Source organism: Streptomyces sp. S.PNR 29, assembly GCF_030386795.1.
GTDB lineage: Bacteria > Actinomycetota > Actinomycetes > Streptomycetales > Streptomycetaceae > Streptomyces.
In genome coordinates this window covers 364903-387517 of record NZ_JANUQM010000001.1, presented here as the reverse complement: position 1 = coordinate 387517, position 22615 = coordinate 364903, and the positions used below count along the sequence as shown (strand labels likewise).

Genomic DNA, 22615 nt, shown 5'->3' with positions numbered 1-22615 from the left:
GAATTGCGTCTGCCGAAGCCTGAAAGGTGACCCGATGGAGTGAACGTCGGAGCTACGACTGCTTGCGCATCCTCCGGTCCAGCGCCAGCGACAGCTCCGCCTCCATCACGCTCCGGGCCAGCGGTCGTAGGCGGGGGAGGTCCTCCTCGGGGGCGTGGCGGAGGATGAGGGTGGTGAAGAGTTCGGCGAGGGCGTCGGCGTGTTCGCGGACGCGCTTGGCGGCGTCGAGGACGTCGGCGAGGGGGATGCCCTCGCGGACCAGGGCGGAGGAGACCTCCAGCAGGCGGCGGCTGATGTGGACGATCTCGTCGCCGTCGGTGCCGAGGTAGCCGAGGTCCATGGCGGCGGCGAGGTTCTCCGGGGTGACCTCGCCCTCGTAGTGGGCGGCGAGTTCCTCGGGGGTGAGGCGGACCGGTTCCTCCTCGGTGGGGGTGCCGACGCCGAGGAGGTCGGCGACGTCCCGGCCGTGGTCGAAGGCCTCCGCCAGCTCCGCGATGCCGTTCAGGGTGTGGCCGCGCTCCAGCAGGGCCGAGATGGTGCGCAGGCGGGCCAGGTGGTGATCGTCGTACCAGGCGATGCGGCCCTCGCGGCGGGGCGGCGGGATCAGCTTGCGTTCGCGGTAGAAGCGCAGGGTGCGCACCGTGATGCCGGCCAGGCGGGCCAGCTCCTCCATACGGTATTCGCGTCGTCCGCCCTCTTCTGCCACGTGGGAAGCCTATGTCGTACCAGCGGTAACTTTCTGGTGCCCCGACCCCTATCCATGGGTGCCGAGCTGCTCTACCCTCCCATTGCGCCAGTGTTCACTGGCGGAGTCATAGCGCTGTGGAGGGCATCGGATGACCGAGCGCGAGCATGTGCGGGTGGCGGTGGTCGGGTCCGGGTTCGGCGGGCTCGGGGCCGCCGTGCGGCTGAGGCGTGAGGGGATCACCGACTTCGTCGTCCTGGAGCGGGCCGACAGCGTCGGCGGCACCTGGCGGGACAACAGCTATCCGGGGTGCGCCTGTGACGTCCCGTCCCACCTGTACTCCTTCTCCTTCGCGCCCAACCCCGACTGGCCGCGCGCCTTCTCCGGGCAGCAGCACATCCGCGCCTACCTGGAGCACGTGACGGACGTCTTCCGGCTGCGCCCCCACATCCGCTTCGGCGCGGAGGTGGAGAAGATGACCTGGAACGGTGAGCGGCTGTGCTGGGACATCGAGACCAGGAGCGGGAGCCTGTCCGCCGACGTGGTCGTGTCCGCCACCGGGCCGCTGTCCGATCCCAGGATCCCGGACATACCGGGCCTCGACTCCTTCCCCGGCAAGGTCTTCCACTCCGCCCGCTGGGACCACGACTACGACCTCACCGGCAAGCGGGTCGCCATGGTCGGCACGGGCGCCTCCGCCATCCAGATCGTGCCCTCCGTCCAGCCCCGGGTCTCCCGCCTGACCCTCTTCCAGCGCACCCCGCCCTGGGTGCTGCCCCGCGTGGACCGGGCGATCAGCGGAGCCGAACGCGCACTGCACCGGGCCCTGCCCGTCACGGCCCGGCTGAGGCGGGCCCTGTTGTGGGGCATCCGGGAGCTGCAGGTCCAGGCGTTCACCAGGCACCCGGAGGAACTGGGCTTCGTCGAGCAGCTGGCCAAGCGCAACATGGCCCGCGCCATCAAGGACCCGGCCCTGCGTGCCAGGCTCACCCCGGACTACCGCATCGGCTGCAAGCGGATCCTGCTGTCCAGCGACTACTACCCGGCGCTCGCGCAGCCGAATGTGGACGTCGTCGCGAGCGGGCTCACCGAGGTCCGCGGCTCGACGCTCGTCGCCGCCGACGGCAGCGAGGCCGAGGCCGACGCGATCATCTTCGGTACCGGCTTCCACGTCACCGACATGCCCGTCGCCGAGCGGGTCGTGGGCGCGGACGGGCGGACGCTCGCCGAGGCCTGGAAGGGCGGGATGGAGGCCCTGCGCGGGAGCTCGGTGGCCGGCTTCCCCAACTGGATACCGATCATCGGGCCCAACACCGGCCTCGGGAACTCGTCCATGATCCTCATCATCGAGTCCCAGCTGAACTACCTGGCCGATTTCCTGCGGCAGATGAAGGTCCTCGGCGGCCGGATCGCCCTCGACGCCCGGCCCGCCGCCGTCGAGGCGTGGAACCACCGCGTGCAGGAGCGTATGAAGCGCACGGTGTGGAGCACCGGCGGCTGCACCAGCTGGTACCTGGACGCGAGCGGCCGCAACACCACCATCTGGCCGGGCACGACGAGCGAGTTCCGGCGGGCGACACGACGGGTGGACCTGGCGGAGTACGACGTCCTGCGCGTCACCGCGGGACAGCAGGCCGAGGTGGCCGCGTGAGCCGTCTGCTGAGCGTGCGCTCCGGCCCGTACGCCCCGCCCGTCGCCGCCCGCGAACTGACCGCCGTCTCCGCCGACGGAGCCCGGCTGCACGTCGAGGTGCACGGCCCCGACGACGCCCCCGCGGTCGTCCTCGCCCACGGGTGGGCCTGCTCGACCGCCTTCTGGGCGGCGCAGATCCGCGACCTGGCCGCCGATCACCGGGTCGTCGCCTACGACCAGCGCGGCCACGGACGCAGCCCGGCGAGCCCCACGTGCAGTGCCGAGGCGCTCGCCGACGACCTGGAGGCCGTACTGGACGCGGCGCTCGCACCCGGCGAGCAGGCCGTGGTCGCCGGGCACTCGATGGGCGGCATGGCGGTGATGGCCGCCTCCGCCCGCCCCGCCTTCCGGGAGCACGCGGCGGCCGTTCTGCTGTGCAGCACGGGCAGTTCGCAGCTGGTCGCCGCCTCGACGGTGGTGCCGATCCGGGCGGGCCGGACGCGCACCTGGCTCACGCGGAGGATCCTCGGTGCGCGGGCGCCGCTCGGCCCGGTCACGCCCCTCGCCCGCCGGATCCTCAAGTACGGCACGATGGGCGCCGGTTCGGCCCCGCACATGGTCGAGGCGTGCGCCCGTATCGTGCACGCCTGCCCCCGCACGGTGCGGTACGCCTGGTCGCATGTGCTCGACCGGCTCGACCTCGACCACGCGGTGCGGGAGTTGACGGCGCCGACGGAGGTGGTCGTCGGCACGGCCGACCGGCTGACGCCGCCGGTGCACGCCCGCTCGCTGGCCGCCGCGCTGCCGCACTGCGCCGGGCTCACCGAACTGCCCGGGATCGGACACATGACGCCGGTCGAGGCGCCCGAGCCGGTCACCGCGAAGATACGGGAACTCGTCAGGACCCACGTGGACTCGTCCGTGAAGGAGGACGCATGAGCAGGGTGAGCCTCGAAGGACGGGTCGCCGTCGTCACCGGAGCCGCGCGGGGCGTCGGGGAGCTGCTCGCCCGCAAGCTCTCGGCGCGCGGGGTGAAGGTGGCGCTGGTCGGGCTGGAGCCGGACGCCCTCAAGCAGGTCGCGGAGCGGCTGCACGGCGACAGCGCCCACTGGTACGCCGATGTCACCGACCAGGAGGCGATGACGCGGGTCGCGCGGGAGGTCGGGGAGCGGTTCGGCCGGGTCGACATCGTGGTCGCCAACGCGGGCGTGGCCACCGGCGGGCCGTTCGCCGACTCCGACCCGGAGTCCTGGCGGCGGGTGATCGAGGTCAACCTGATCGGCTCGGCGGTGACGGCCCGCGCCTTCCTGCCGCTGCTGATGGAGAGCCGGGGCTATCTGCTCCAGATCGCTTCCCTGGCCGCGATCACCCCGGCGCCGATGATGACCGCCTACTGCGCGTCCAAGTCCGGTGTGGAGGCGTACGCGCACAGTCTGCGCGCCGAGGTCGGCCACCGCGGCGTGAAGGTCGGCGTCGGCTACCTGTCGTGGACGGACACCGACATGGTGCGCGGCGCCGACCAGGACGAGGTCATGCGGGAGTTGCGGCAGCGGCTGCCCTGGCCGGCCGGCAAGACCTATCCGCCGGGACCGGCGGTCGACCGGCTCGTGGCCGGCATCGAACGGCGGTCGAGCCATGTGTACGGGCAGTGGTGGCTGCGCGGCATGCAGGGCGTGCGCGGCTACCTCCCCGGGATCGTCGGGACCGTCGGCCGGCGCGAGATGCGGCGGTTCGCGGACCGGCTGACGGGTCTGCGCACGGGGCTGGTCGGGGCGGGCGGGGAGGCCGATGAGCAGCACAGGACTACGCTGCGTAAGTGATCGACATGCGCAGGGTCACGGGGCGTGTGAATCTGGTCGGGCTAGATCCCCTCACCCCCACAGGGAGTGAACCCACATGGGTATGAAGGACCAGTTCCAGGACAAGTCCCAGCAGTTCCAGCAGCAGGCCAAGCAGAAGGCGGAGCAGGCCAAGGAGCAGCTCCAGAACCGCGGCCGCCGGCAGCGCGACGAGGACCAGGACACCGAGCGCATGCGCCGGGACGACGAGGACCGCCTCAACGAGGACTACGACGCCTGACGTCCTCTCCTGAGCCGACGCGCCCAGCGGAAGGGGTGCCCCCCACCAGGGGCACCCCTCTCTCTCATGGCCCCGGCTTCTCTCATGGCCTCGGCGGCAGCTTCGGGCGGGAGCGGTCCGGTACGTCGCGGTGGTCCGGGGGCGTGGCCGGCGGATGGGACTCCAGCAGCTTCAGAGCCAGTTCGACCGCGTCGGTCAGCTGGCTGTAACGGCCCTCGGCCCAGTCCAGAGGAGCGCGCAGGGCCTCCACGTCGGGCGCGACGCCGTTGTTCTCCACCGACCAGCCGTACTCCTGGAACCAGGCCGCGTTCATCGGCACCGTGATCACCGTGCCGTCGCCCAGCCGGTGGCGGCCGGTCATGCCGACCACCCCGCCCCAGGTGCGCTGCCCGACCACCGGTCCCAGCCTCAGCAGCTTGAAGGCCGCCGTGATCATGTCGCCGTCGGAGGACGTCGCCTCGTCGGCCAGCGCCACCACCGGGCCCCGGGGGGCGTTGGAGGTGTACGACACCGGCTGGGCGTTGCGCGTCAGGTCCCAGCCCAGGATGGTCCGCGTCAGCTTCTCGATGACCAGTTCGCTGATGTGGCCGCCCGCGTTGCCGCGTACGTCCACGATCAGCGCGGGCCGGGAGACTTCCATGCGCAGGTCGCGGTTGAACTGCGCCCAGCCGGAGCCGCCCATGTCGGGGATGTGCAGATAGCCGCAGCGTCCATCGCTCAACTCCCGGACGACCGCCCGGCGTTTGGCCACCCAGTCCTGGTAGCGCAGTGGCCGTTCGTCGATCAGCGGCACGACGGCGACCCGCCGGGGCGGCCCCTCGCCGTCCGCGGAGCCGGAGGGGCCCGCAGGGCCTTCCTCGGAAGGGTGGTGGTGGGTGACGGGTGGGCGGAACGTCAGCTCCACCGTCGTACCGCCCGCCCCGGCCAGCAGGGGATACGGCCCCGTCACCGGATCCACCGGGCGGCCGTCGACGTGGGTGAGGACGGCCCCCGCCCGGATTCCGGTACCCGCGAGCGGTGACCGTGCCTTGGAGTCGGAGGAGTCGCCGGGCAGGATCCGCCTGACCACCCAGCCCTCCTCGCGGTGCACGAAGTTGGCGCCCAGCAGGCCCTGCCAGCGCTGGTACTGTGCCGGTCCCTCGTTGCGGCGGGCGGGCGAGACGTAGGCGTGCGAGGTGCCCAGCTCGCCCAGCACCTCGCGCAGCAGGTCCGCGAACTCGTCCGGCGATGCCACCCGTTCGACCAGCGGCCGGTACTGCGCAAGCACCGCGTCCCAGTCGATGCCGCACATCACCGGGTCCCAGAAGTAGGCTCGGATCAGCCGCCCGGCCTCCTCGTACGCCTGGCGCCACTCGGCGGCCGGGTCGACCTGGTGCAGGATGCGGCGCAGGTCGATCCAGGTGATCGTGTCGGCGTCGCCGATCTCGGTGGCGGGTACCGCGCGCAGCTCGCCCTCGTCGAGCACGACCAGCCGCGTGCCGTCGCCGCTGGCCGCGAACCAGTCGAGGTGGCCGACGAGTTCGGACTTCTTCGCCTTGGCGAGGCTGAAGTACTCCAGGGTCGGCCGCTCGCTCGGGTCGTCCGGGTTGGCGAACGTCTCGCCGAGCGCGCCCGAGATCGGCCAGCGCAGCCAGACCAGTCCGCCGCCCGCGACCGGGTGCAGCGCCGAGTACTTGGAGGCGGCGACCGGGAAGGGGGTGACCCGGCTCTCCAGCCCCTCGACCTCGACGGTCACCGCACCGCCCTCGCCGGTCTCCTCCTCGTCGGCCGGGTCGAGCCCGCCGGCGGCCGGACGGCCCTCCGGGTTCAGCGCGAAGGGCGAGGGGGTCGCCGAGGACAGCGGCACCAGGTAGGGCCGGCAGCCCAGCGGGAAGGACAGGTCCCCGGTGTGCACGTCGTACACCGGGTCGAAGCCGCGCCAGGAGAGGAAGGCGAGGTAGCGGCCGTCCCGGGTGAACACCGGGTTCTCGTCCTCGAAGCGGCCGTTGGTGACGTCGACGACCAGCCGATCCTTGATACGGGCCATCCTGATCTGCCGCAGCGTCCGCCCGATCCCCGGATGCGACCAGGTCAGCCACGCCCCGTCCGGGGAGAAGGCGAGGTCGCGCACGGGCCCGTTGACCGACCGGACCAGATCGGTGACCTCGCCGTCGGACGTGTCCGCCACATCGACGAGCAGCAGCCGCCCGTCGTGCGAGGCGACGGCCAGCCGCTCGCCCTGCGGGTCCGACGCCAGCTCCAGCACCCGCCCCAGTTTCCCGGAGGCGAGCCGCCGCCGTTCGCCGTCGCCGGTGGCCCGCGGCAGGTACGCGAGTTCGATCGCGTCCTCGCCGTCCGCGTCCGTCACGTACGCGACCTGCCCGCTCTCCCCGAGCATCTCCGGCAGCCGCACCCGTACGCCCGGTGTGTCGGTGAGGGTGCGCGCCGGACCGTCCCGGTGGGTGAGCCAGTACAGGCTGCCGCGTACGACGACGGCGCTGGCCCGGCCCGTGTCGTCCACGGAGACGCCGCCCACGTGCTGCGCGGCCGGCACCTGGTAGCGGCGCCGCCCGGCGCGCGGCCCGCTCAGCCGGACGTCTAGCCGGCGCGGTACGGAGTCCGGGGACAGGTCGTCCACGATCCACAGGTCGCCCGCGCACTGGTACACCACCCGCGTGCCGTCGCTGGAGGCGTGCCGGGCGTAGAAGGCGTCGTGGTCGGTGTGGCGGCGCAGGTCGGTGCCGTCGTACGCGCACGAGTACAGGTTGCCGATGCCCTCGTGGTCGGAGAGGAAGGCGATCCGGCCGCCGGCGAACATGGGGGAGTGCAGGTGGCCGCCGATGTCGGGCAGCAGCCGCTGTCCGTGCAGCCACAGCCTGCCCATGGCCCCGCCCCGGTAGCGCTTCCAGGAGGCCGGTTCGTGGGGCGGGGTGCCGGTGAGCAGGAGCGTCCGGTGGCCGTCCTCGATGTCGGCGACCTGGATGTCGGAGACCGGGCCCCAGGGCAGCTTGCGGCCGGGGTCGCCGTCGGGGGAGACCTTGTAGGCCCAGGTGTAGAAGGAGAAGGGCTCGCCGTGGGAGGCGACGGCGAGGATGTCGGCGTTTCCTTCCCCGTCGGGGGGTGCCCAGCCGCACACGCGCGTGTCCGGACTGCCCCAGTGACTGAGCTGCCGCCCCGGGCCGCCGTCCACCGGCACCAGGTGGACCTCCGGCACGAAACTGCGCCAGCTCGTGTACGCGATATGGCGGCCGTCGGGCGAGAACCGCGGGTGGCCGACCTTGGTGCGGTCGACGGTGAGCCGCCAGGCTCGCTCCGTGCCGTCGAGGGGGGCGAGCCAGAGGTCGTCCTCGGCCACGAAGCACAACAGGTCGTCGTTGAGGTGCGGAAGGCGCAGATAGCTCACCCATCCATGCTTCGCCCGGGGGACGTACCGGAGCAAGTCGTGCCAAATCATCAAGCCATATCACAGGCCGCGGCGGTGCGTGAGCCATAAACACGAACGAAACGGTTTCGTTTCGTTGATGGGTGCGCTACATTCGTGAGGTACGAGATCGACATCCGGAGCGGGAAGGTGAGAGGCATGACTGAGGTCGCGACACCGCGTCGCAGTCGCATCACGCCCGAGCGCGAGGCCGAGCTGTACGCGGCCGTGCTCGACCTGCTCCGAGAAGTCGGCTACGACGCCCTGACGATGGACGCCGTGGCCGCCCGCACCCGGTCCAGCAAGGCGACGCTCTACCGTCAGTGGGGCGGCAAGGCCGAGCTCGTGGTGAAGGCGATGCGGCACCAGAAGCGGGGCGGCGTCGCCGATATCGACACCGGGTCCCTGCGGGGCGACCTCCACGCCCTCGTGGCGCAGGAGGACGACTGCACCATGGAGCAGAACTCCGCGCTGATGCGGGCCCTGGCCATGGCGGCGCACACCAATCCGGATCTGCGGCAGGCGTTCAAGGAACTGCTCGTGGAGCCGGAGATGGAGGAGTTCCAGCGGGTGCTGCGGCGGGCCGTCGAGCGCGGTGAGGTCCGGGCGGACAACCCGGCGCTGGACTACATCGTGCACATGCTGGTCGGCGCCTTCGCCACCCGCACGCTGATCGACGACCTGCCTCCCACGCGGGCCTTCCTCATCGCGTACACCGACGCCGTGGTCCTCCCCGCCCTCGGCGTCCCCAGCACCTGAGCAATCCCCACCGGTGACACCCACGCGGGCCGCAGGGTGAAGCCTGGACCCTGTCCGGGGCGTGGCCCAAAGGCTTCAGTTGTGGGGCCGTCAGCCAGGTGACGGGGCGGGGGCGTTCAGGGGTAGGGGTATGTCGCCGGCGGCGTTCGGGGTGCCCGGTGGGGTTTCGCCCGGGCCGTATCTCGGGGTGGCGCTGCCCTCCCAGCCCGGCAGGTCCTCGGGCCTGGGGACCGGCGCTGTCGTCGCCGGGACGGCGTTGCCTGCGGGGATCTGGTCGGGGGTGGCGTTCTGCGGGCCGCAGGCGGACAGGGCCAGGCAGGCGAGCGCGGTCGCCAGCAGTGGCTTCGAAAGGTGTGTCGTTCGCATGCACGCATCATCGAGATACCGGCCACGGTGCACATGAGCACGCGTACTCACCTCGCCGATAACGCGGTCGCATGTCACCTACACCCACCGCTACCGTGCCGTCCATGACGACGAGTGACAGGATCGAAACGCCGGACACCCCCGACGCGGCCCACCCCCGCTTCGCCCGGGCTCTCCGCGATCTCGGCCTCGGTGAGGTGAACGCGCAGACGCGCCGCTTCCCGGACGCGACCCGGACCGCTGCCGAGGCCGCCGCCGCGATCGGGTGTGAGCTGAGCCAGATCTGCAAGTCGCTGATCTTCGCGGCGGACGGGGTGCCGGTGCTGGTCCTCATGGACGGGGCGTCCCGCGTGGATGCCGAGCGGGTGAGGGAGGAACTCGGGGCGGAGCAGGTGACGCGGGCCGACGCCCGTGTCGTGCGGGAGACGACCGGGTACGCCATCGGCGGCGTACCGCCCTTCGGGCACCGCACCCCCACCCGCGTGCTCGCCGACCGCGGCCTGCTCGACCACGACCTCGTCTGGGCCGCCGCGGGCAACCCGCACACCGTGTTCCCGATGGAGCCCAAGGCCCTCATCGCCCACGCCGGCGGCACCCTGGTGGACGTGCGCGAGCACACCTCGTGACGCCGCTGGTCACGGCCGCCGTCCTGCTCGCCGCCGTCACGCACGCCAGTTGGAACGCCATCGCCCACAAGATCACCGACAAGCTGGTCGGGTTCGCGCTGATATCGGGCGGGGGCGTGGTCATCGGGGTGGCGCTCGCGGCCGTGACGGCCTTCCCGGCGGCCGGCGCGTGGCCGTATCTGTTCGCGTCGGCGGTGATCCACATCGCGTACTACGCCCTGCTGATGACGTCCTTCCGGCTCGGGGACTTCGGGCAGGCGTATCCCCTCGCCCGCGGCACCGCCCCCCTCGTGGTGACCGTGCTGGCCGCCGTCTTCGCCCACGAGGTCCCCGACGGCTGGGCGGCGGCCGGTATCGCCGTGTCCTGCGCGGGACTGACCGGCGTCGCCCTGTGGGGGCTGCGCGGGCACCGGCCCGACTGGGCGGCCATCGGCGCGGCGCTGGCGACCGGCCTGACCATCGCGGCGTACACGGTCGTCGACGGTCTCGGCGTACGGGCCTCCGGGTCCCCCCTCGGCTACATCGCCTGGCTGATGACCGTGCAGGGCGTGGTGATCCCCGCGTACGCGCTCTGGCGCTGGCGGGGGGAGACGGCTGCCCGGCTGCGGCCGTTCGCCGGGCTCGGCCTGCTGGGCGCGGCCCTGTCCGTCACCGCCTACGCGCTCGTCCTGTGGGCCCAGACCAAGGCGGAGCTGGCCCCGATCGCCGCGCTGCGCGAGTCGTCGATCATCGTCGGCGCGGCCATCGGGGCCATCTTCTTCAAGGAGCGGTTCGGCATGCCCCGGATCGCGGCGGCGGGGCTCCTGGTCGTCGGGATCGGGCTGATGCTGCACGCGGGTTAGGGCTGGGCGTCAGTGTCCCGTCGGTCGTACCGCCACCGCGTCGACCTCGAACAGCATGCCCGGCAGTGCGAGGGAGGCGACGCCGGTCAGGGTCTGGGCCGGGAGGCGGTCGCCGAAGCGGGCGTGCAGGGCCTTGCCGAGGGTCTCCAGCTTGGCCAGGTCGTGGTCGACGATGTGTGTGCCGAGGCGGACGACGTGCTCGAAGCCGAGGCCCACCCCGTCCAGGGCCGCTTGCAGTCGGTCGAAGGCCAGGTCCACCTGGGCGGCGAAGTCGCCGGGTACGGGGGAGCCGGTGGCGTCGGATGCGTACTGGCCTGCGATGAAGACGAGTTCGCCGGGTGCCGAGACGGCGTGGCTGTAGCCGAACGGGGTCGGGTCGTGGAGGGCGGGAGGGTTGGTGATGGTGCGCTGGTCAGGCGTCATGATCTTGGCAACCCCGGGCACCGGCCGCTTATTCCGGCGCTTCCGGTGCCCGAAGTGGTGCGCCGGGGCGCCCGCAGGAGCACCCTGGAAACAGGTGTTCCGGAGGTGATCGTCATGATGCGAACCACAGTGGGTTGGCACGTCGAGCTGGAGTTCCAGGAGGATGACACGCACACGCGGGCGGCCGCGCTGGTGCGTCTGCCCGACGGGACCGAGGTGAGGGCCCACGGGCACGCGAGCCGGCACCACACCGACGCGAATCAGCCAAGGGTCGGTGAGGAGATCGCGGGGGCAAGGGCCCTGAACGAGCTCGCCATGCAGTTGCTGACCAAGGCGCACGGCGAGATCGACCAGGCGTCGGGGCGGACCTCGCACCCCATCCACATCTGAAAGCCCCCTCCACCTCTGAAAGAGGGTCAGAGGGCGGTCTGCCGTACCGCCCGTACCAGCGCCTGCGCCCTCGGATCCGCCGTCACCGTCTTGCGGAAGCCGTTGGTCACATAGCCGAAGGCGATGCCGGACTCCGGGTCGGCGAAGCCGAGGGCGCCGCCCCGTCCCGGGTGTCCGAACGAACCGGGGCCGAGGAGCGGGGACGCGCTGCCGTGCAGCATGTAGCCGAGGCCGAAGCGGGTGTTCACCACCAGGACGCGGTCGGGACCCGCCGACTCCTCGGCGCGGGCCAGCTCGGCCGTGGCCGGGCTGAACAGCCGTACGCCGTCGACCTCGCCGATCAGTGCCGCGTAGAAGCGCGCCAACCCGTCGGCCGTGGCTATGCCGTTGGTCGCGGGGAGGGCCGCCGCGCGGTAGGCGGGGTCGTTCTGGTCGGGGAAGGGGGTGATCGCGGCGAAGGCGCGGCGGGTGAGCGAGGACGGGTCGTCGTAGGCCTCGGTGACCGACTTCTTGGGACGGACGCGCAGGCCCCCGGTGGGCTCGGGGCCGTCGACCCGGCCCACGCGGCCGGTCCGTCCCGCCGCCTCCTCCGTCCCCGGCAGGCCCAGCCACAGATCCAGCCCCAGCGGGGCGGCGATCTCCGCCGCGATCCACTCGCCGGTGCTCCGGCCCGTCACGCGGCGGACCAGTTCGTCGAGCATCCAGCCGTACGTCAGCGCGTGGTAGCCGTGGTCCGTGCCCGGCTCCCAGGAAAGGGCCTGCGCGGCCACCGCCTGCGGGCCCCGCAGCGGATCGAGGGCGTCCTGCGGCGTGAGCGGGTGGTCGAGGACGGGCAGCCCCGCCCGGTGGTTGAGCACCTGCCGGACCAGCACCCGTTCCTTGCCGCGCGCCTTGAACTCCGGCCAGTAGTGACCGACCGGAGCGTCCAGGTCCAGCTCCCCGCGCTGGTGCAGCAGCAGCGGTACGGCGGCGGCGACGCCCTTCGTCGCCGAGCGCATCACCTGGGCCGTGCCCCGCTCCCAGGGCTCGGTGCCGTCGACGTCCTTCGTGCCGCCCCACAGATCGACGACCTTGCGCCCGCGCCGGTAGACGGCGACCGCCGCGCCCCGGTCCCCGAGCGCCTCGAAGTTCCGTACGAACGCTTCCCTGACCGGCTCGAAGCCCTCGGCCACTGTGCCGTTCACGTCCACGTCCGTGCTCCTCCTGTTCGCGGGTACGTCCTACTCACCCAAGCAGGATCGTCACGTCGATGTTCCCGCGGGTCGCGTTCGAGTACGGGCACACCGCGTGGGCCGCGTCCACCAGCTTCGCCGCCAGGTCCGCATCCAGGACCGGGAGGGAGACGCTGAGGGCGACCGCGAGGCCGTAGCCGCGATGCTTGTTGGGGCCGATGCCGACCTTCGCGGCGACCGTGGAGCCGGTCAGGTCGTAGCCCTCCCGGTTGCCGACGAGGATCAGGGCGTTGTGGAAGCAGGAGCTGTAACCGGCCGCGAACAGCTGCTCCGGGTTGGTGCCGTTGCCGTCGCCGCCCAGCTCCGGGGGCATCGCCACCTTCAGCGCCAGCTGGCCGTCCTGGCTGGTGACATAGCCGTCACGTCCGCCGTGCGCGGTGGCCTCGGCGACGTACATGATCTTCGTCGGACGGGTGTCGACGGCGGTGCCGTCAGTCATGGCTGCCCTCCCCCGGAACAGGTGCCCACAAGTACATCGTGCACAAGGTATCCGCAGGGGCCGACGCCCTTGTTACCAGGGGGTAGCAACCGTGGGTAACCCGAGCTCAGCGCGGGCGGTCCGCGGCCTCCTGGGTGCTCTCCGCCAGCCGCCACAGCTCCTCGCGCAGACGCGCGACCTCCGGCGCACCGAGCCCCGTCGCCGCGAGCAGCGCGCCCGGTACGCGCGCCGCGCGCTCCCGCAGCTCCTCCCCGCGCCCGGTGCAGGCGACCAGCACGGAGCGCTCGTCGTGCGCCGAGCGCTCCCGGCGGACGAGCCCCGCCGACTCCAGCCGCTTCAGCAGCGGCGAGACCGTGCCGTAGTCGAGCCTCAACGCGGCGGCCAGCTCCTTGACGGCCGTCTCGCCGCGTTCCCAGAGGACCAGCAGCACGAGGTACTGCGGGTAGGTGAGGCCGAGTTCGTCGAGGAGCGGGCGGTAGGCGGACGTCACCGCCCGCTGGGCCGCGTACAGCGCGAAGCAGAGCTGGTCCTCCAGCAGGAGTGAGGCGCCCCCGGCCGCGGGCTTCTCGTTCGTCACGCGCCCATTGTCACGGAGCGCGGGTCGAAGCCGAAGGGCAGCTCCAGCCGGTGGGCGCGCATCAGCTCGTCGTCGGCGAGCAGTTCCGCCGTCTTCCCGTCCGCGGCGATCACGCCCTCGCTCAGGATCAGCGAACGCGGGCACAGCTCCAGCGCGTAGGGCAGGTCGTGCGTGACCATCAGCACCGTCACGTCCAGCGACCGCAGGATGTCGGCCAGTTCGCGCCGTGAGGCCGGGTCGAGGTTGGACGACGGCTCGTCCAGGACGAGGATCTCCGGCTCCATGGCGAGGACGGTCGCCACGGCCACCCGGCGCCGCTGGCCGAAGGAGAGGTGGTGCGGCGGGCGGTCCTTGAACTCGGCCATGCCGACCCGTTCCAGCGCCCGGTCCACGCGCTCCTCCAGCTCCGGGCCCCTCAGCCCGGCCGCCGCGGGTCCGAACGCCACGTCCTCCCGGACGGTCGGCATGAAGAGCTGGTCGTCCGGGTCCTGGAAGACGATGCCGACCCGGCGCCGGATCTCCGCCATGTGCTGCCTGCCGACGGGCAGCCCGGCGACCCGCACCGCGCCCGTGCCGCCGGTCAGGATGCCGTTGAGGTGCAGCACCAGGGTCGTCTTGCCGGCGCCGTTCGGCCCGAGCAGCGCGACCCGCTCGCCGCGCGCGATGGTGAAGTCGACGCCGAACAGGGCCTGGTGGCCGTCGGGGTACGCGAAGGCGAGGCCGGAGACCTCCAGAGAAGCTGTCACAGCATCCATCCCAGCAGACAGACGACGAGCGCGGTGAAGGGGAGGGTGAGCGCGTACGACCACTGCGCCCGGGAGGCGGTCACCTCGTCGATGACCGGCATGGAACCGGCGTAACCCCGGCTCACCATGGCCAGGTGCACGCGCTCCCCGCGCTCGTAGGAGCGGATGAACAGGGCGCCCGCGGACTTCGCCAGCACGCCCCAGTGCCTGATCCCGCGTGCCTCGAAGCCGCGTGACTCCCGGGCGATCCGCATCCGCCGCATCTCGCCGGTGATGACGTCGCCGTAGCGGATCATGAAGGAGGCGATCTGGACGAGCAGCGGAGGGAGCCTGAGCCGCTGCAGGCCGAGGAGGAGTTCCCGCAGCTCGGTCGTGGAAGCGAGGAGCACCGAGGCGGCGACGCCCAGCGTGCCCTTGGCCAGCACGTTCCAGGCGCCCCACAGGCCGCTGACGCTCAGCGACATGCCCAGCACCTCGGTCCGCTCGCCCTCCGCCACGAACGGCATCAGGACGGCGAAGGCGACGAACGGCACCTCGATCAGCAGTCGCCTGAGCAGGAACCCGGCCGGGACGCGGGCCACGGACGCGACGACCGCGAGCAGTGCGGCGTACAGGCCGAACGCCCACATCGCCTCCCTCGGCGTCGACACCACGACCACCACGAACGCGAAGGTCGCGGCGAGCTTGGTGTGCGGTGGCAGGGCGTGCACGGGCGAGTGCCCGTGCCGGTAGAGCTTGTGAGCGTGACCGGCACCCATGTCAGACGCTCGTCCTCGCGCCGGTGTCCGTCGGCGAGCTGTCGGCCGTACGGCGGCGACGCACCGCCCGGAACACCGCGCTGCCCGCGACGACCGTGACGCCGACCCCGATGACACCGGCGAGACCGCCGGACAGACGGGCGTCCTCGATGTCCTTGACGCCGTAGTCGGCGAGCGGGGAGTCGGCGGTCGCGTGCTCCTCGGCCTTCTTGTCGATGCCCTGGTCGGCGGCGACCTTCTCCAGCCCGTCGGGGTCGGCGGAGGCGTAGAAGCTGACGAACCCGGCGAGGAGGAGGGACGTGACGAGGCCCGCCGCCCACACCTTGCGGTGGGAGCCGGCGGCGACGGGCGCGGGCTCGGCCTCGGGTGCGTCGACGAGTTCGCCGTTCACCCGCAGCTTGAGCCGCTGCTGCAGGCCCCGAGCCCCGTACACCAGGTCCGGGCGTACGGCGATGACGGCGCCTACGGTGGCCGCGGTGATCGCGGCCTCACCGAGGCCGATCAGGAGGTGCACGCCGACCATGGCGCCGGCGACCTTGCCGATCGAGACGTCGGTGGTGCCGCCGATCCAGTAGAGGAGGGTGAAGACCAGAGCCGAGGCCGGTACGGAGACGAGCGCGGCGACGAAGGAGGCGGCGGTGACGGACCGGCGCACACGCGGCAGGACCTTCACCAGCCCGCGGAAGACGGCGTACGCGACGACCGTCGTGACGATCGCCATGTCGGTGATGTTCACGCCGAGCGCGGTCAGGCCGCCGTCCGCGAAGAGGATGCCCTGCATGAGCAGGACGACGGAGACGCACAGGACCCCTGTGAAGGGGCCGACGAGTATCGCGGCGAGCGCGCCGCCCAGCAGATGGCCGCTGGTCCCCGCCGCGACGGGGAAGTTCAGCATCTGCACCGCGAAGATGAACGCCGCCACGAGGCCCGCCAGCGGTGCCGTCCGCTCGTCGAGCTCGCGGCGCGCGCCGCGCAGGCTCACCGCGACGGCGCCCGCGGCGACGACTCCGGTCACGGCGGAGGTGGGGGCGTCGATGAATCCGTCAGGTACATGCACCGTTCGATGATAGTGGCTTGTTGCGAATGGCTTGCAAGAGCGAGCGCCTTGTCCATTCCCGGGGGCGTATTACGGAAAATATGGGACATTAGAGGAGAAATACTCGCAGGATGTTCGCACACAGTACGCAGCGTGAGAGGGCCGTTCGATGGCCGTAGTCGAGCAGTATGCGCGAGCCCACCTCCTCACCGACGAGGCCGACGACGACCGTGCCGTTCCGGTCAGGCTGCGCTACGACCCCGAGGCCGACCCGCGCTCGGTGCGGATCGGCCTGCCCGGACTGCCCGAGTGGACCTGCTCGCGGTCGTTGCTGGAGCAGGGGCTGAGGGCTCCGGTCGGCAGCGGGGGCGTGCGGGTGTGGCCGCTCGGGCGGGTGCAGGCCGTCGTCGAGTTCCACTCCGCGCAGCACGTTTCTGTGGTGCAGTTCGACCGGAAGACACTGCTGCGCTTCCTGCGGCGGACCTACACGGCGACGGCCGAACCCGTCAGGGGCTGATCAGCCGCCCATCTTGAGCAGCGACGCCACGATGGGGCCCGCCGTGTCGCCGCCGTGGCCGCCCGCCTGGACCACGCCGGCCGCCGCCAGGTCGCCCCGGTACGCGGTGAACCAGCCGTTGGGCTTCTTCTGGCCGTCGACCTCCGCGGAGCCGGTCTTCGCGCCGACGTCACCGCCGACCCCGGACATCGCCTCGGCCGCCGTGCCGTACGCCGCCGTGTAGGACATCAGCTCGCGCAGCTGGGAGAGCGTGGACGCGGACATCGTGCGGGAGGCCGTGGCCAGCTTGCGGTTGTCGACCTTCGGGGACACCAGGTACGGCTGGTGGAACTCACCCGTCCTGACCGTCGCCGACACCGACGCCATGTTCAGCGGGTTCATGCGCACCCCGCCCTGGCCGATGAGGGAGGCCGCCATCTGGGCCGCGCTCTGCACCGGCACCGATCCGTCGAAGGACGGGACGCCGATCGCCCAGTTGTTCATGCCCAGGCCGAAGACCTGCTGCGCCTGCTTGGTCAGGTCGTCGTTCTTGAGCTTCGGCGCCTGGCTGATGAAGGCGGTGTTGCAGGAGCGGGCGAAGCTGGCCTTGAACGTGCCGCCCTTGATCTGGAACTTGTCGTCGTTCTGGAACTTCCAGCCGCCGTAGGTGAAGTACTTCGGGCACGGGTGCGGCTTGTCCGCCGACGCCAGTCCCTTGTCGATCAGCAGTGACGAGGTGATGACCTTCATGGTGGAGCCGGGGGCGAGGGAGCCCTGGAAGGCGGTGTTGAAGCCGTGCGAGGAGTTCGCCACGGCCAGGATCTCGCCCGTCGACGGCCGCAGCGCCACGACGGACGCCCGGGGCCGCTTGGCCACCTGCTCCTCGGCGGCGGCCTGCATGGCCGGGCTGAGCGTGGTCTTCACCGTGCCCGGCGTGCCCTTGCTCAGCTCCAGCAGCGTCTTGTCGGACAGCTCGTCCTTCTTGGACGCCTTGCCGCGGACCACGCGCAGTTCGACGCCCGCCCTGCCGCCGGCCGTCTTGCCGTACTTCTCGCGCAGCCCGTCCAGGACCGGGCCCAGCGACGGGTACTTCGCCTTGGTCAGTTCGCCGCCGTCCCGGTCGAGCGCCTTGACCGGCGGGGTCCCGGCCTCGCCGGTGACCAGCTCGTCGCCGTCCTTCAGGTCGGGGTGGACGACGGAGGAGTGCCAGGCGACCCGCGGCTTGCCGTCCTTGGTGTCGCGTACGACGGTCAGGGCGCTGTCGTACGTCAGCGGCTTGCTGACGCCCTGGTACGACACCGTGCCCTTCACGGAGAACGGGACCTTGTCGCCGGTGCGGGTGCCCGGGGTGAGAGTGACGTCCTTGATGTGGGCGTCCTTGGTGTAGCCGGTGAGCAGGGCGGCGGCGGCCGTCGAGTCGTCCGTCGCGGCCGCCGCCGTGGTGACCTTGCCCTGCTGCCAGGCGGTGAGGAAGCGCTGGGCCGTGGTGGTGACCTCGGTCGCCGAGAGCGGGCCGGTCTTGATCTTCGGCTTCTGGTCGGCGGCCGTCGTCTGCGTCCGGCTGTCGCCGGCCGTTCCGTCGCCGTACAGCGCGTACGCGCCGGCCCCGGCGCCGAGGACGGCCACGGCGATCACCCCGCCGATCACGGCGGGTCTCGTCTTCCGTCGCTCGGCGACACGCCTTCTGTTGCCCACTGTCTTGCGTTTCCTTCCGGAATCCCAGGGTCCCCGTAGCCCTCGTAGCTCTCGTAGCTCTCGTAGCTCTCACGTTTCCCAACGACGGCCCCCACCCTAGAGTCCCGTCCCGCGCGGGAGTGTTTCAGCCGCCCGCTCGTAGCACGTCTGCGACAATCGGGCCCGCCGCGTCGCCGCCGTGGCCGCCCTCCTCGGTCATGGCCGCGGCGGCCACGTCGTCCCTGAAGCCGGTGAACCAGCTGTTGGACTTGTCCCTGCCGTCGACCTCGGCGGAGCCGGTCTTGGCGCCGATGTCGCCGCCGAGCGTGGACATGGCCTCCTTGGCGGTGCCCTGGGTGGCGGTGAGCCGCATCATCTGCTTCAGCTGGGCGGCGGTGCTCGCCTTCAGGCCCTCGGCGGTGGCCAGCTCACGGTCGTCGAGCTTCGGCGACACCAGGTAGGGCTGGCGGAAGGTGCCGGTGATCGCGGTGGCCGTCACCGAGGCCATGGTCAGCGGGTTCATCTGGACCTGGCCCTGCCCTATGGCATTGGCCGCCCGGTCCGGGCCGCTGACGGCGGGGACCTTCCCGTCGACGGAGACGATGCCGGTCTTCCAGTCCTTGCCCAGCCCGAACCGCGCCTCGGCCTCCGTCGTCAGCGACTCGTCGGTGAGCGGGTCCTCGTCGATGAGCTTGATGAAGGCCGTGTTGCAGGACCGCATGAAGCTCTGGGCGAGGGTGGCGTTCAGGTCCGGCCGCATGCCGGTGAGGTTCTTGAAGGTCTGGCCCTGCCACATGGCGTCGTCCGGGCAGGGGGCCGGGCCGTTCATCGAGGTCACGCCATTGTCGATGAGCATCGCGGCGGTGATGATCTTCATGGTGGAGCCGGGGGCGACCGTGCCCTCGAAGGCCGCGTTGAAGGCGTCCTCGCGGTTGTTGGCCACGGCCAGCACCTCGCCGGTGCTCGGCTTGACGGCGACGACCGACGAATTGGCGAACCGCTTCACCGCCTTCTCGGCCGCCGCCTGCACGCCCGCGCTGAGCGTCGTCTCCAGCTTGCCGGGCTCCCCCTTGGCGAGGGTCAGCACCGGGGTGTCGGCAGTCGCCTGGTCCGTGTGCCGGATCACCAGCTCGATGCCGGGCCTGCCGCCCGCCTTGTCGCCGTACCTCTCGCGCAGCGCGTCCAGGACCGGTCCGAGCGAGGGGTACTTCTCCTTGGTCAGCACGGTGCCGTCGCGGTCCACGGCCTCGATCGGCGGGTTCGCCGACTGCTCCGTGACCAGCGTGTCGCCCTTCCGCAGCTCCGGATGGACGACGGACGGCTCCCAGTCCACCAGCGCCCGCCCGGTGGTGACCCCGCGCACGACGGTGAGGCTGCTCTTGTAGCTGAGGGGCTTGGACTTCCCCTCGTACTTCACCGTGGCCTTCACACTGAACGGCACGGTGGCCCCGCGCGCCGCACCCGGCGTGATCTTCACACTCTCGATGTGCGCGTCCTGCCCGTACGCCGTCAGCAGCTGCTCCGCCACCGCGTCGTTGTTCGTGTACGAGGCCGCCGTCGCCGCCCGGCCCTTCTCCCACGCCGCGAGGAACTTCGCCGAGGCCTCCTTGATCTCGTCCCCGCTCGGCGGCCCGCTCTTCACCGGCGCGGGCCCGTCCGTACCCGACCCTTCCCCGTTCAGCGCCGAGAGGATGTTGTAGGCCCCGTACCCGGCCCCACCCACCATCACCGCGAACACGCCACCTATGACGGCGACCCTGACCCCCTTGCCCATCAGGCGGTCCCCTCCCCGTTGGGCTCCCCACGTCTTCTTGAACGTGTTCAGAAAACCCTTTCGGTGAGCACTCTATGCGGAAGGTGTGACAGAAGGGGCTTGTGTTTTCGGATTGTTGGCCCAACCGAGCCAGAGATCCACGCCTGGCGGTCCCCGGGGTGAAGCGTGGCGAACGCTGGCGATTAGTGGTGCGCGGTCGTGCCGTGCCATGGCGCGCCGGTAGGTTGCCGTGGGTCCGGTGGTGTCTCTCCTCGAACGCCTGCCAGTACAGGGCAGGTCCCAACGAGGTTGGGAAGGCAGAGAGACGGGAGACCGGACGAGATGGACCGATCGACGAGGCGGAGAGGGTGCCGGAGGACACACCGGCGGTCCGACTGGGTGCAGTTGGCGGCCCTGCTCCTCACGACGGTCACTGCCATCGCGGGATGCGTCGAACATTTCATGTGAGACGCGAGGGGGAACCGGCCGGCCGGTCAGGGTGAGTGTGCCCGACCGCCGCGTACTCGGCCGGGCACACCCCGCCCCGCGCACCGGCCTGGCTTTGGGAGGCACCCCGAAGCCAGGCCTCTGCGCGCGCGGGGAGGCTGTGGCGCCGAGGCGGCCGTCTCGCTCGGCGTCCTCGGAAAGGCAACCGCAATGCAGCAGTATCGCTCAAGCACGCCCGCGCGGCAGCGGAACAATATGCCCCGCTTTGGGTGGCGAAACCGGGGGCGGCGATGGGGTGGCGTTTCGGGTGGCGATCCGACCGGCGCAGGTCGCGGGCGCGCGGGGGTGGCGAAACCTGGCGTATGGGCCCCGCTCCCGAGGCCGGTGCAGCCCCGCGGGCGCCGGCGGCGGGCCGTCTCCGGGCCGTCCGAAGGGGACCGACGGCAGTCGTGGAAGGCCAGCCCCGCTAGACCCAGGTGTCCAGCCACATCCGCGCCCGCCAGTCGTCGATCGGGATCGCCGTGCCCGTGTACAGCGGCCAGAAGTAGATGAAGTTCCACGCGATCAGCAGGACCAGCACGCCCGCGCCCGTGGCCCCCGCCACGCGCCGGGTGTCGCTGGAGCCGCAGGGGCCGACGATCGCGCCGAGCAGCATGGCCACCGCCAGGCACAGGAACGGCAGGAAGACGACGGCGTAGAAGAAGAAGATCGTGCGCTCCTGGTACATGAACCAGGGGAGGTACCCGGCCGCGACGCCGCAGGCGATGGCACCGGCGCGCCAGTCGCGGCGCAGCAGCCAGCGCCACAGGACGTACAGGAGGGCGAAGCAGGCCACCCACCACAGCAGCGGCGTGCCGATCGCCAGGACCTCCCGGGCGCACTTCTCGCCGGCGTCCACGGGGCAGCCGCTCTTGCCGGGCGACGGGGACTCGTAGAAGTACGAGACCGGGCGGCCGTCGACGATCCAGCTCCACGGGTTGGACTGGTACGTGTGCGGCGAGGACAGGCCGACGTGGAACTCGTACACCTGGTGCTCGTAGTGCCACAGGCTGCGCAGCCAGTCCGGCAGCCACGTCCAGCTGCCGCCCTTGCCGTCGGTCGCGGCCCAGTTGCGGAAGTAGCCGCCGGTGCCGTCCGTGGGGGACAGGATCCAGCCGGTCCAGGAGACGAGGTAGGTGACGAGCGCGACCGGGACCGTGGCCAGGAACGTGATGCCCGTGTCGTGCCGCAGCACCGCGCTGTACGGGTGACGCGCCCCGGCGACCTTGCGCGAGCCGACGTCCCACAGGACGGCCAGCAGGCAGAAGGCGGCCAGGACGTACAGGCCGTTCCACTTGGTGCCGATGGCCAGGCCCAGCATCAGACCCGCCGCCCAGCGCCAGGGGCGCCGGCCCAGGCGGGTGCTCTCGGCGGTGTGCGCGTCGGGACGGACCCGGCCGTCGGCGTCCGCCGGGAGCGCGGCGGCGAGCTTCGCCCGTGTCCTGTCCCGGTCGATGAGCAGGCAGCCGAAGGCCGCGAGGACGAAGAACATCAGCACGCCGTCCAGCAGTGCCGTGCGGCTCATCACGAAGTGCAGGCCGTCCACCGCCATCAGGGCGCCCGCCAGGCAGCCGAGGAAGGTGGAGCGGAACAGCCTGCGGCCGATGCGGCACAGCATCAGGACCGAGAGGGTCCCCAGCAGGGCCGTCATGAAGCGCCAGCCGAACGGGTCGAACCCGAACATCAGCTCGCCGAGCCCGATGACGTACTTGCCGATCGGCGGGTGCACCACGTACGCCGCGTCGGTCGGGATCGTCACATGGCCGTTCGCGGAGAGGATGAGGTCGTTGGCGTTCTTGTCCCAGTTGACCTCGAACCCACGGTGGACCAGCGCCCAGGCGTCCTTGGCGTAGTACGTCTCGTCGAATATCACCGCCTTCGGGCTGCCGAGGTTCCAGAACCGCAGCACGCCCGCCAGCAGCGTGACGAGCAGCGGACCGCCCCAGCCGGACCAGCGGACGATCCGGTCCCCGACCCGCTGCGGCAGACCGATGCCGGCCCACATACGGGGGCTGGGCTCGGTGTACGGCGGCACCAGGCGATCCCTGACATCACTGGCGTGGCCTCTGGGCGCCGTGTAGCCGAAACGGCGCAGCCGCTGCTGCCACGACGGCCGCTGGTCGTGCGGCGCCTGGCCCTGCCGGGTGTCCGTGGAGGACGCGGTACTGGTCACCGCGCCATCGTAGGGAACCGTTCTGTGTGAGTCCCGTGCATGG

General features: G+C 71.6%; 22 protein-coding genes. 9 read left to right on the top strand and 13 right to left on the bottom strand.

The annotated features are described in order from the left end of the window. Positions 1-52 precede the first annotated feature (52 nt). Entirely contained in the window at positions 53-673 is a 621-nt protein-coding gene (locus tag NW895_RS01930) for a MerR family transcriptional regulator (RefSeq protein ID WP_289933923.1), read from the bottom strand. 163 nt (positions 674-836) lie between these two features. Here NW895_RS01930 and NW895_RS01925 point away from each other — a divergent pair, with 163 nt between their 5' ends. The 4 genes from NW895_RS01925 (at position 837) to NW895_RS01910 (ending at position 4396) form a co-directional block, all read left to right on the top strand. Continuing rightward, positions 837-2336, top strand: coding sequence for an NAD(P)/FAD-dependent oxidoreductase (locus NW895_RS01925; protein ID WP_289933264.1), 1500 nt, complete (start codon positions 837-839; stop codon positions 2334-2336). Continuing rightward, on the top strand, positions 2333-3256 hold the full coding sequence (locus NW895_RS01920) for an alpha/beta hydrolase (RefSeq protein WP_289933262.1): 924 nt from the start codon (positions 2333-2335) through the stop codon (positions 3254-3256). The genes NW895_RS01925 and NW895_RS01920 overlap by 4 nt, the downstream gene beginning before the upstream one ends. Beyond that, positions 3253-4137 (top strand): SDR family oxidoreductase, encoded by an 885-nt coding sequence (locus NW895_RS01915; protein ID WP_289933261.1) that lies wholly within the window; start codon positions 3253-3255, stop codon positions 4135-4137. The genes NW895_RS01920 and NW895_RS01915 overlap by 4 nt, the downstream gene beginning before the upstream one ends. Before the next feature lie 76 nt (positions 4138-4213). Then, positions 4214-4396: a hypothetical protein gene (locus tag NW895_RS01910; RefSeq protein WP_289933260.1), complete on the top strand. Its 183-nt coding sequence runs from the start codon at positions 4214-4216 to the stop codon at positions 4394-4396. Between the two features lie 82 nt (positions 4397-4478). Here the strand turns inward: NW895_RS01910 and NW895_RS01905 are convergent, their stop codons facing one another. After that, positions 4479-7778, bottom strand: coding sequence for a S41 family peptidase (locus tag NW895_RS01905; protein ID WP_289933259.1), 3300 nt, complete (start codon positions 7776-7778; stop codon positions 4479-4481). A gap of 177 nt (positions 7779-7955) precedes the next feature. Between NW895_RS01905 and NW895_RS01900 the strand changes: the two genes are divergently transcribed. Next, positions 7956-8555: a TetR/AcrR family transcriptional regulator gene (locus tag NW895_RS01900; protein ID WP_289933258.1), complete on the top strand. Its 600-nt coding sequence runs from the start codon at positions 7956-7958 to the stop codon at positions 8553-8555. A 90-nt stretch (positions 8556-8645) separates the two neighbouring features. Here NW895_RS01900 and NW895_RS01895 read toward each other — a convergent pair whose 3' ends face one another. Then, positions 8646-8921: a hypothetical protein gene (locus NW895_RS01895; protein WP_289933256.1), complete on the bottom strand. Its 276-nt coding sequence runs from the start codon at positions 8919-8921 to the stop codon at positions 8646-8648. A gap of 104 nt (positions 8922-9025) precedes the next feature. Between NW895_RS01895 and NW895_RS01890 the strand changes: the two genes are divergently transcribed. After that, the gene (locus NW895_RS01890) at positions 9026-9547 is read left to right on the top strand and encodes a YbaK/EbsC family protein (RefSeq protein ID WP_289933255.1); all 522 of its coding nucleotides are present in this window, start codon (positions 9026-9028) and stop codon (positions 9545-9547) included. Continuing rightward, a complete protein-coding gene (locus tag NW895_RS01885; protein ID WP_289933252.1) occupies positions 9544-10389 on the top strand; it encodes a DMT family transporter in 846 nt (281 codons plus the stop codon). The genes NW895_RS01890 and NW895_RS01885 overlap by 4 nt, the downstream gene beginning before the upstream one ends. Positions 10390-10398: 9 nt before the next feature. On the opposite strand, the gene NW895_RS01880 is transcribed toward NW895_RS01885, so the two are convergent. Beyond that, positions 10399-10812, bottom strand: a complete 414-nt coding sequence (locus NW895_RS01880) for a Rid family hydrolase (RefSeq protein WP_289933250.1) — start codon at positions 10810-10812, stop codon at positions 10399-10401. 114 nt (positions 10813-10926) lie between these two features. On the opposite strand from NW895_RS01880, the gene NW895_RS01875 reads away from it, so the two are divergent. Further along, on the top strand, positions 10927-11202 hold the full coding sequence (locus NW895_RS01875; RefSeq protein ID WP_289933249.1) for a DUF1876 domain-containing protein: 276 nt from the start codon (positions 10927-10929) through the stop codon (positions 11200-11202). A gap of 26 nt (positions 11203-11228) precedes the next feature. Here NW895_RS01875 and NW895_RS01870 read toward each other — a convergent pair whose 3' ends face one another. The 6 genes from NW895_RS01870 to NW895_RS01845 all read right to left on the bottom strand — a co-directional run bounded on the left by NW895_RS01870 (position 11229) and on the right by NW895_RS01845 (position 16011). Then, positions 11229-12392: a serine hydrolase domain-containing protein gene (locus NW895_RS01870; RefSeq protein ID WP_289933247.1), complete on the bottom strand. Its 1164-nt coding sequence runs from the start codon at positions 12390-12392 to the stop codon at positions 11229-11231. A 34-nt stretch (positions 12393-12426) separates the two neighbouring features. Beyond that, positions 12427-12873, bottom strand: coding sequence for an organic hydroperoxide resistance protein (locus NW895_RS01865; RefSeq protein ID WP_289933245.1), 447 nt, complete (start codon positions 12871-12873; stop codon positions 12427-12429). Positions 12874-12979: 106 nt separating this feature from the next. Next, on the bottom strand, positions 12980-13450 hold the full coding sequence (locus tag NW895_RS01860) for a MarR family transcriptional regulator (protein ID WP_289933244.1): 471 nt from the start codon (positions 13448-13450) through the stop codon (positions 12980-12982). Further along, positions 13447-14205, bottom strand: coding sequence for an ABC transporter ATP-binding protein (locus tag NW895_RS01855; RefSeq protein WP_289933243.1), 759 nt, complete (start codon positions 14203-14205; stop codon positions 13447-13449). The genes NW895_RS01860 and NW895_RS01855 overlap by 4 nt, the downstream gene beginning before the upstream one ends. Next, positions 14193-14954 (bottom strand): cobalt ECF transporter T component CbiQ, encoded by a 762-nt coding sequence (gene cbiQ / locus NW895_RS01850; protein ID WP_289933242.1) that lies wholly within the window; start codon positions 14952-14954, stop codon positions 14193-14195. The genes NW895_RS01855 and cbiQ overlap by 13 nt, the downstream gene beginning before the upstream one ends. Position 14955: 1 nt before the next feature. Further along, complete coding sequence (locus NW895_RS01845; protein ID WP_289933241.1) at positions 14956-16011, bottom strand: energy-coupling factor ABC transporter permease; 1056 nt, start codon at positions 16009-16011, stop codon at positions 14956-14958. A gap of 148 nt (positions 16012-16159) precedes the next feature. Here NW895_RS01845 and NW895_RS01840 point away from each other — a divergent pair, with 148 nt between their 5' ends. Then, positions 16160-16507: an SsgA family sporulation/cell division regulator gene (locus NW895_RS01840; RefSeq protein ID WP_289933239.1), complete on the top strand. Its 348-nt coding sequence runs from the start codon at positions 16160-16162 to the stop codon at positions 16505-16507. On the opposite strand, the gene NW895_RS01835 is transcribed toward NW895_RS01840, so the two are convergent. From NW895_RS01835 to NW895_RS01825, 3 genes are all read right to left on the bottom strand, one after another. Next, positions 16508-18181, bottom strand: a complete 1674-nt coding sequence (locus NW895_RS01835) for a penicillin-binding transpeptidase domain-containing protein (protein ID WP_289933238.1) — start codon at positions 18179-18181, stop codon at positions 16508-16510. A 124-nt stretch (positions 18182-18305) separates the two neighbouring features. Continuing rightward, positions 18306-19934: a penicillin-binding transpeptidase domain-containing protein gene (locus NW895_RS01830; RefSeq protein ID WP_289933237.1), complete on the bottom strand. Its 1629-nt coding sequence runs from the start codon at positions 19932-19934 to the stop codon at positions 18306-18308. 892 nt (positions 19935-20826) lie between these two features. Further along, a complete protein-coding gene (locus NW895_RS01825; RefSeq protein ID WP_289933236.1) occupies positions 20827-22572 on the bottom strand; it encodes a phospholipid carrier-dependent glycosyltransferase in 1746 nt (581 codons plus the stop codon). Between the last annotated feature and the right edge of the window lie 43 nt (positions 22573-22615).

What these genes read in the sequence shown, in the direction of transcription:
- NW895_RS01930 (WP_289933923.1), bottom strand. Translation starts at nt 673, where the DNA reads ATGGAGGAGCTGGCCCGCCTGGCCGGCATCACGGTGCGCACCCTGCGC.
- NW895_RS01925 (WP_289933264.1), top strand. Translation starts at nt 837, where the DNA reads ATGACCGAGCGCGAGCATGTGCGGGTGGCGGTGGTCGGGTCCGGGTTC.
- NW895_RS01915 (WP_289933261.1), top strand. Translation starts at nt 3,253, where the DNA reads ATGAGCAGGGTGAGCCTCGAAGGACGGGTCGCCGTCGTCACCGGAGCC.
- NW895_RS01910 (WP_289933260.1), top strand. Translation starts at nt 4,214, where the DNA reads ATGGGTATGAAGGACCAGTTCCAGGACAAGTCCCAGCAGTTCCAGCAG.
- NW895_RS01900 (WP_289933258.1), top strand. Translation starts at nt 7,956, where the DNA reads ATGACTGAGGTCGCGACACCGCGTCGCAGTCGCATCACGCCCGAGCGC.
- NW895_RS01895 (WP_289933256.1), bottom strand. Translation starts at nt 8,921, where the DNA reads ATGCGAACGACACACCTTTCGAAGCCACTGCTGGCGACCGCGCTCGCC.
- NW895_RS01890 (WP_289933255.1), top strand. Translation starts at nt 9,026, where the DNA reads ATGACGACGAGTGACAGGATCGAAACGCCGGACACCCCCGACGCGGCC.
- NW895_RS01880 (WP_289933250.1), bottom strand. Translation starts at nt 10,812, where the DNA reads ATGACGCCTGACCAGCGCACCATCACCAACCCTCCCGCCCTCCACGAC.
- NW895_RS01875 (WP_289933249.1), top strand. Translation starts at nt 10,927, where the DNA reads ATGATGCGAACCACAGTGGGTTGGCACGTCGAGCTGGAGTTCCAGGAG.
- NW895_RS01865 (WP_289933245.1), bottom strand. Translation starts at nt 12,873, where the DNA reads ATGACTGACGGCACCGCCGTCGACACCCGTCCGACGAAGATCATGTAC.
- NW895_RS01855 (WP_289933243.1), bottom strand. Translation starts at nt 14,205, where the DNA reads ATGGATGCTGTGACAGCTTCTCTGGAGGTCTCCGGCCTCGCCTTCGCG.
- cbiQ (WP_289933242.1), bottom strand. Translation starts at nt 14,954, where the DNA reads ATGGGTGCCGGTCACGCTCACAAGCTCTACCGGCACGGGCACTCGCCC.
- NW895_RS01840 (WP_289933239.1), top strand. Translation starts at nt 16,160, where the DNA reads ATGGCCGTAGTCGAGCAGTATGCGCGAGCCCACCTCCTCACCGACGAG.
- NW895_RS01830 (WP_289933237.1), bottom strand. Translation starts at nt 19,934, where the DNA reads ATGGGCAAGGGGGTCAGGGTCGCCGTCATAGGTGGCGTGTTCGCGGTG.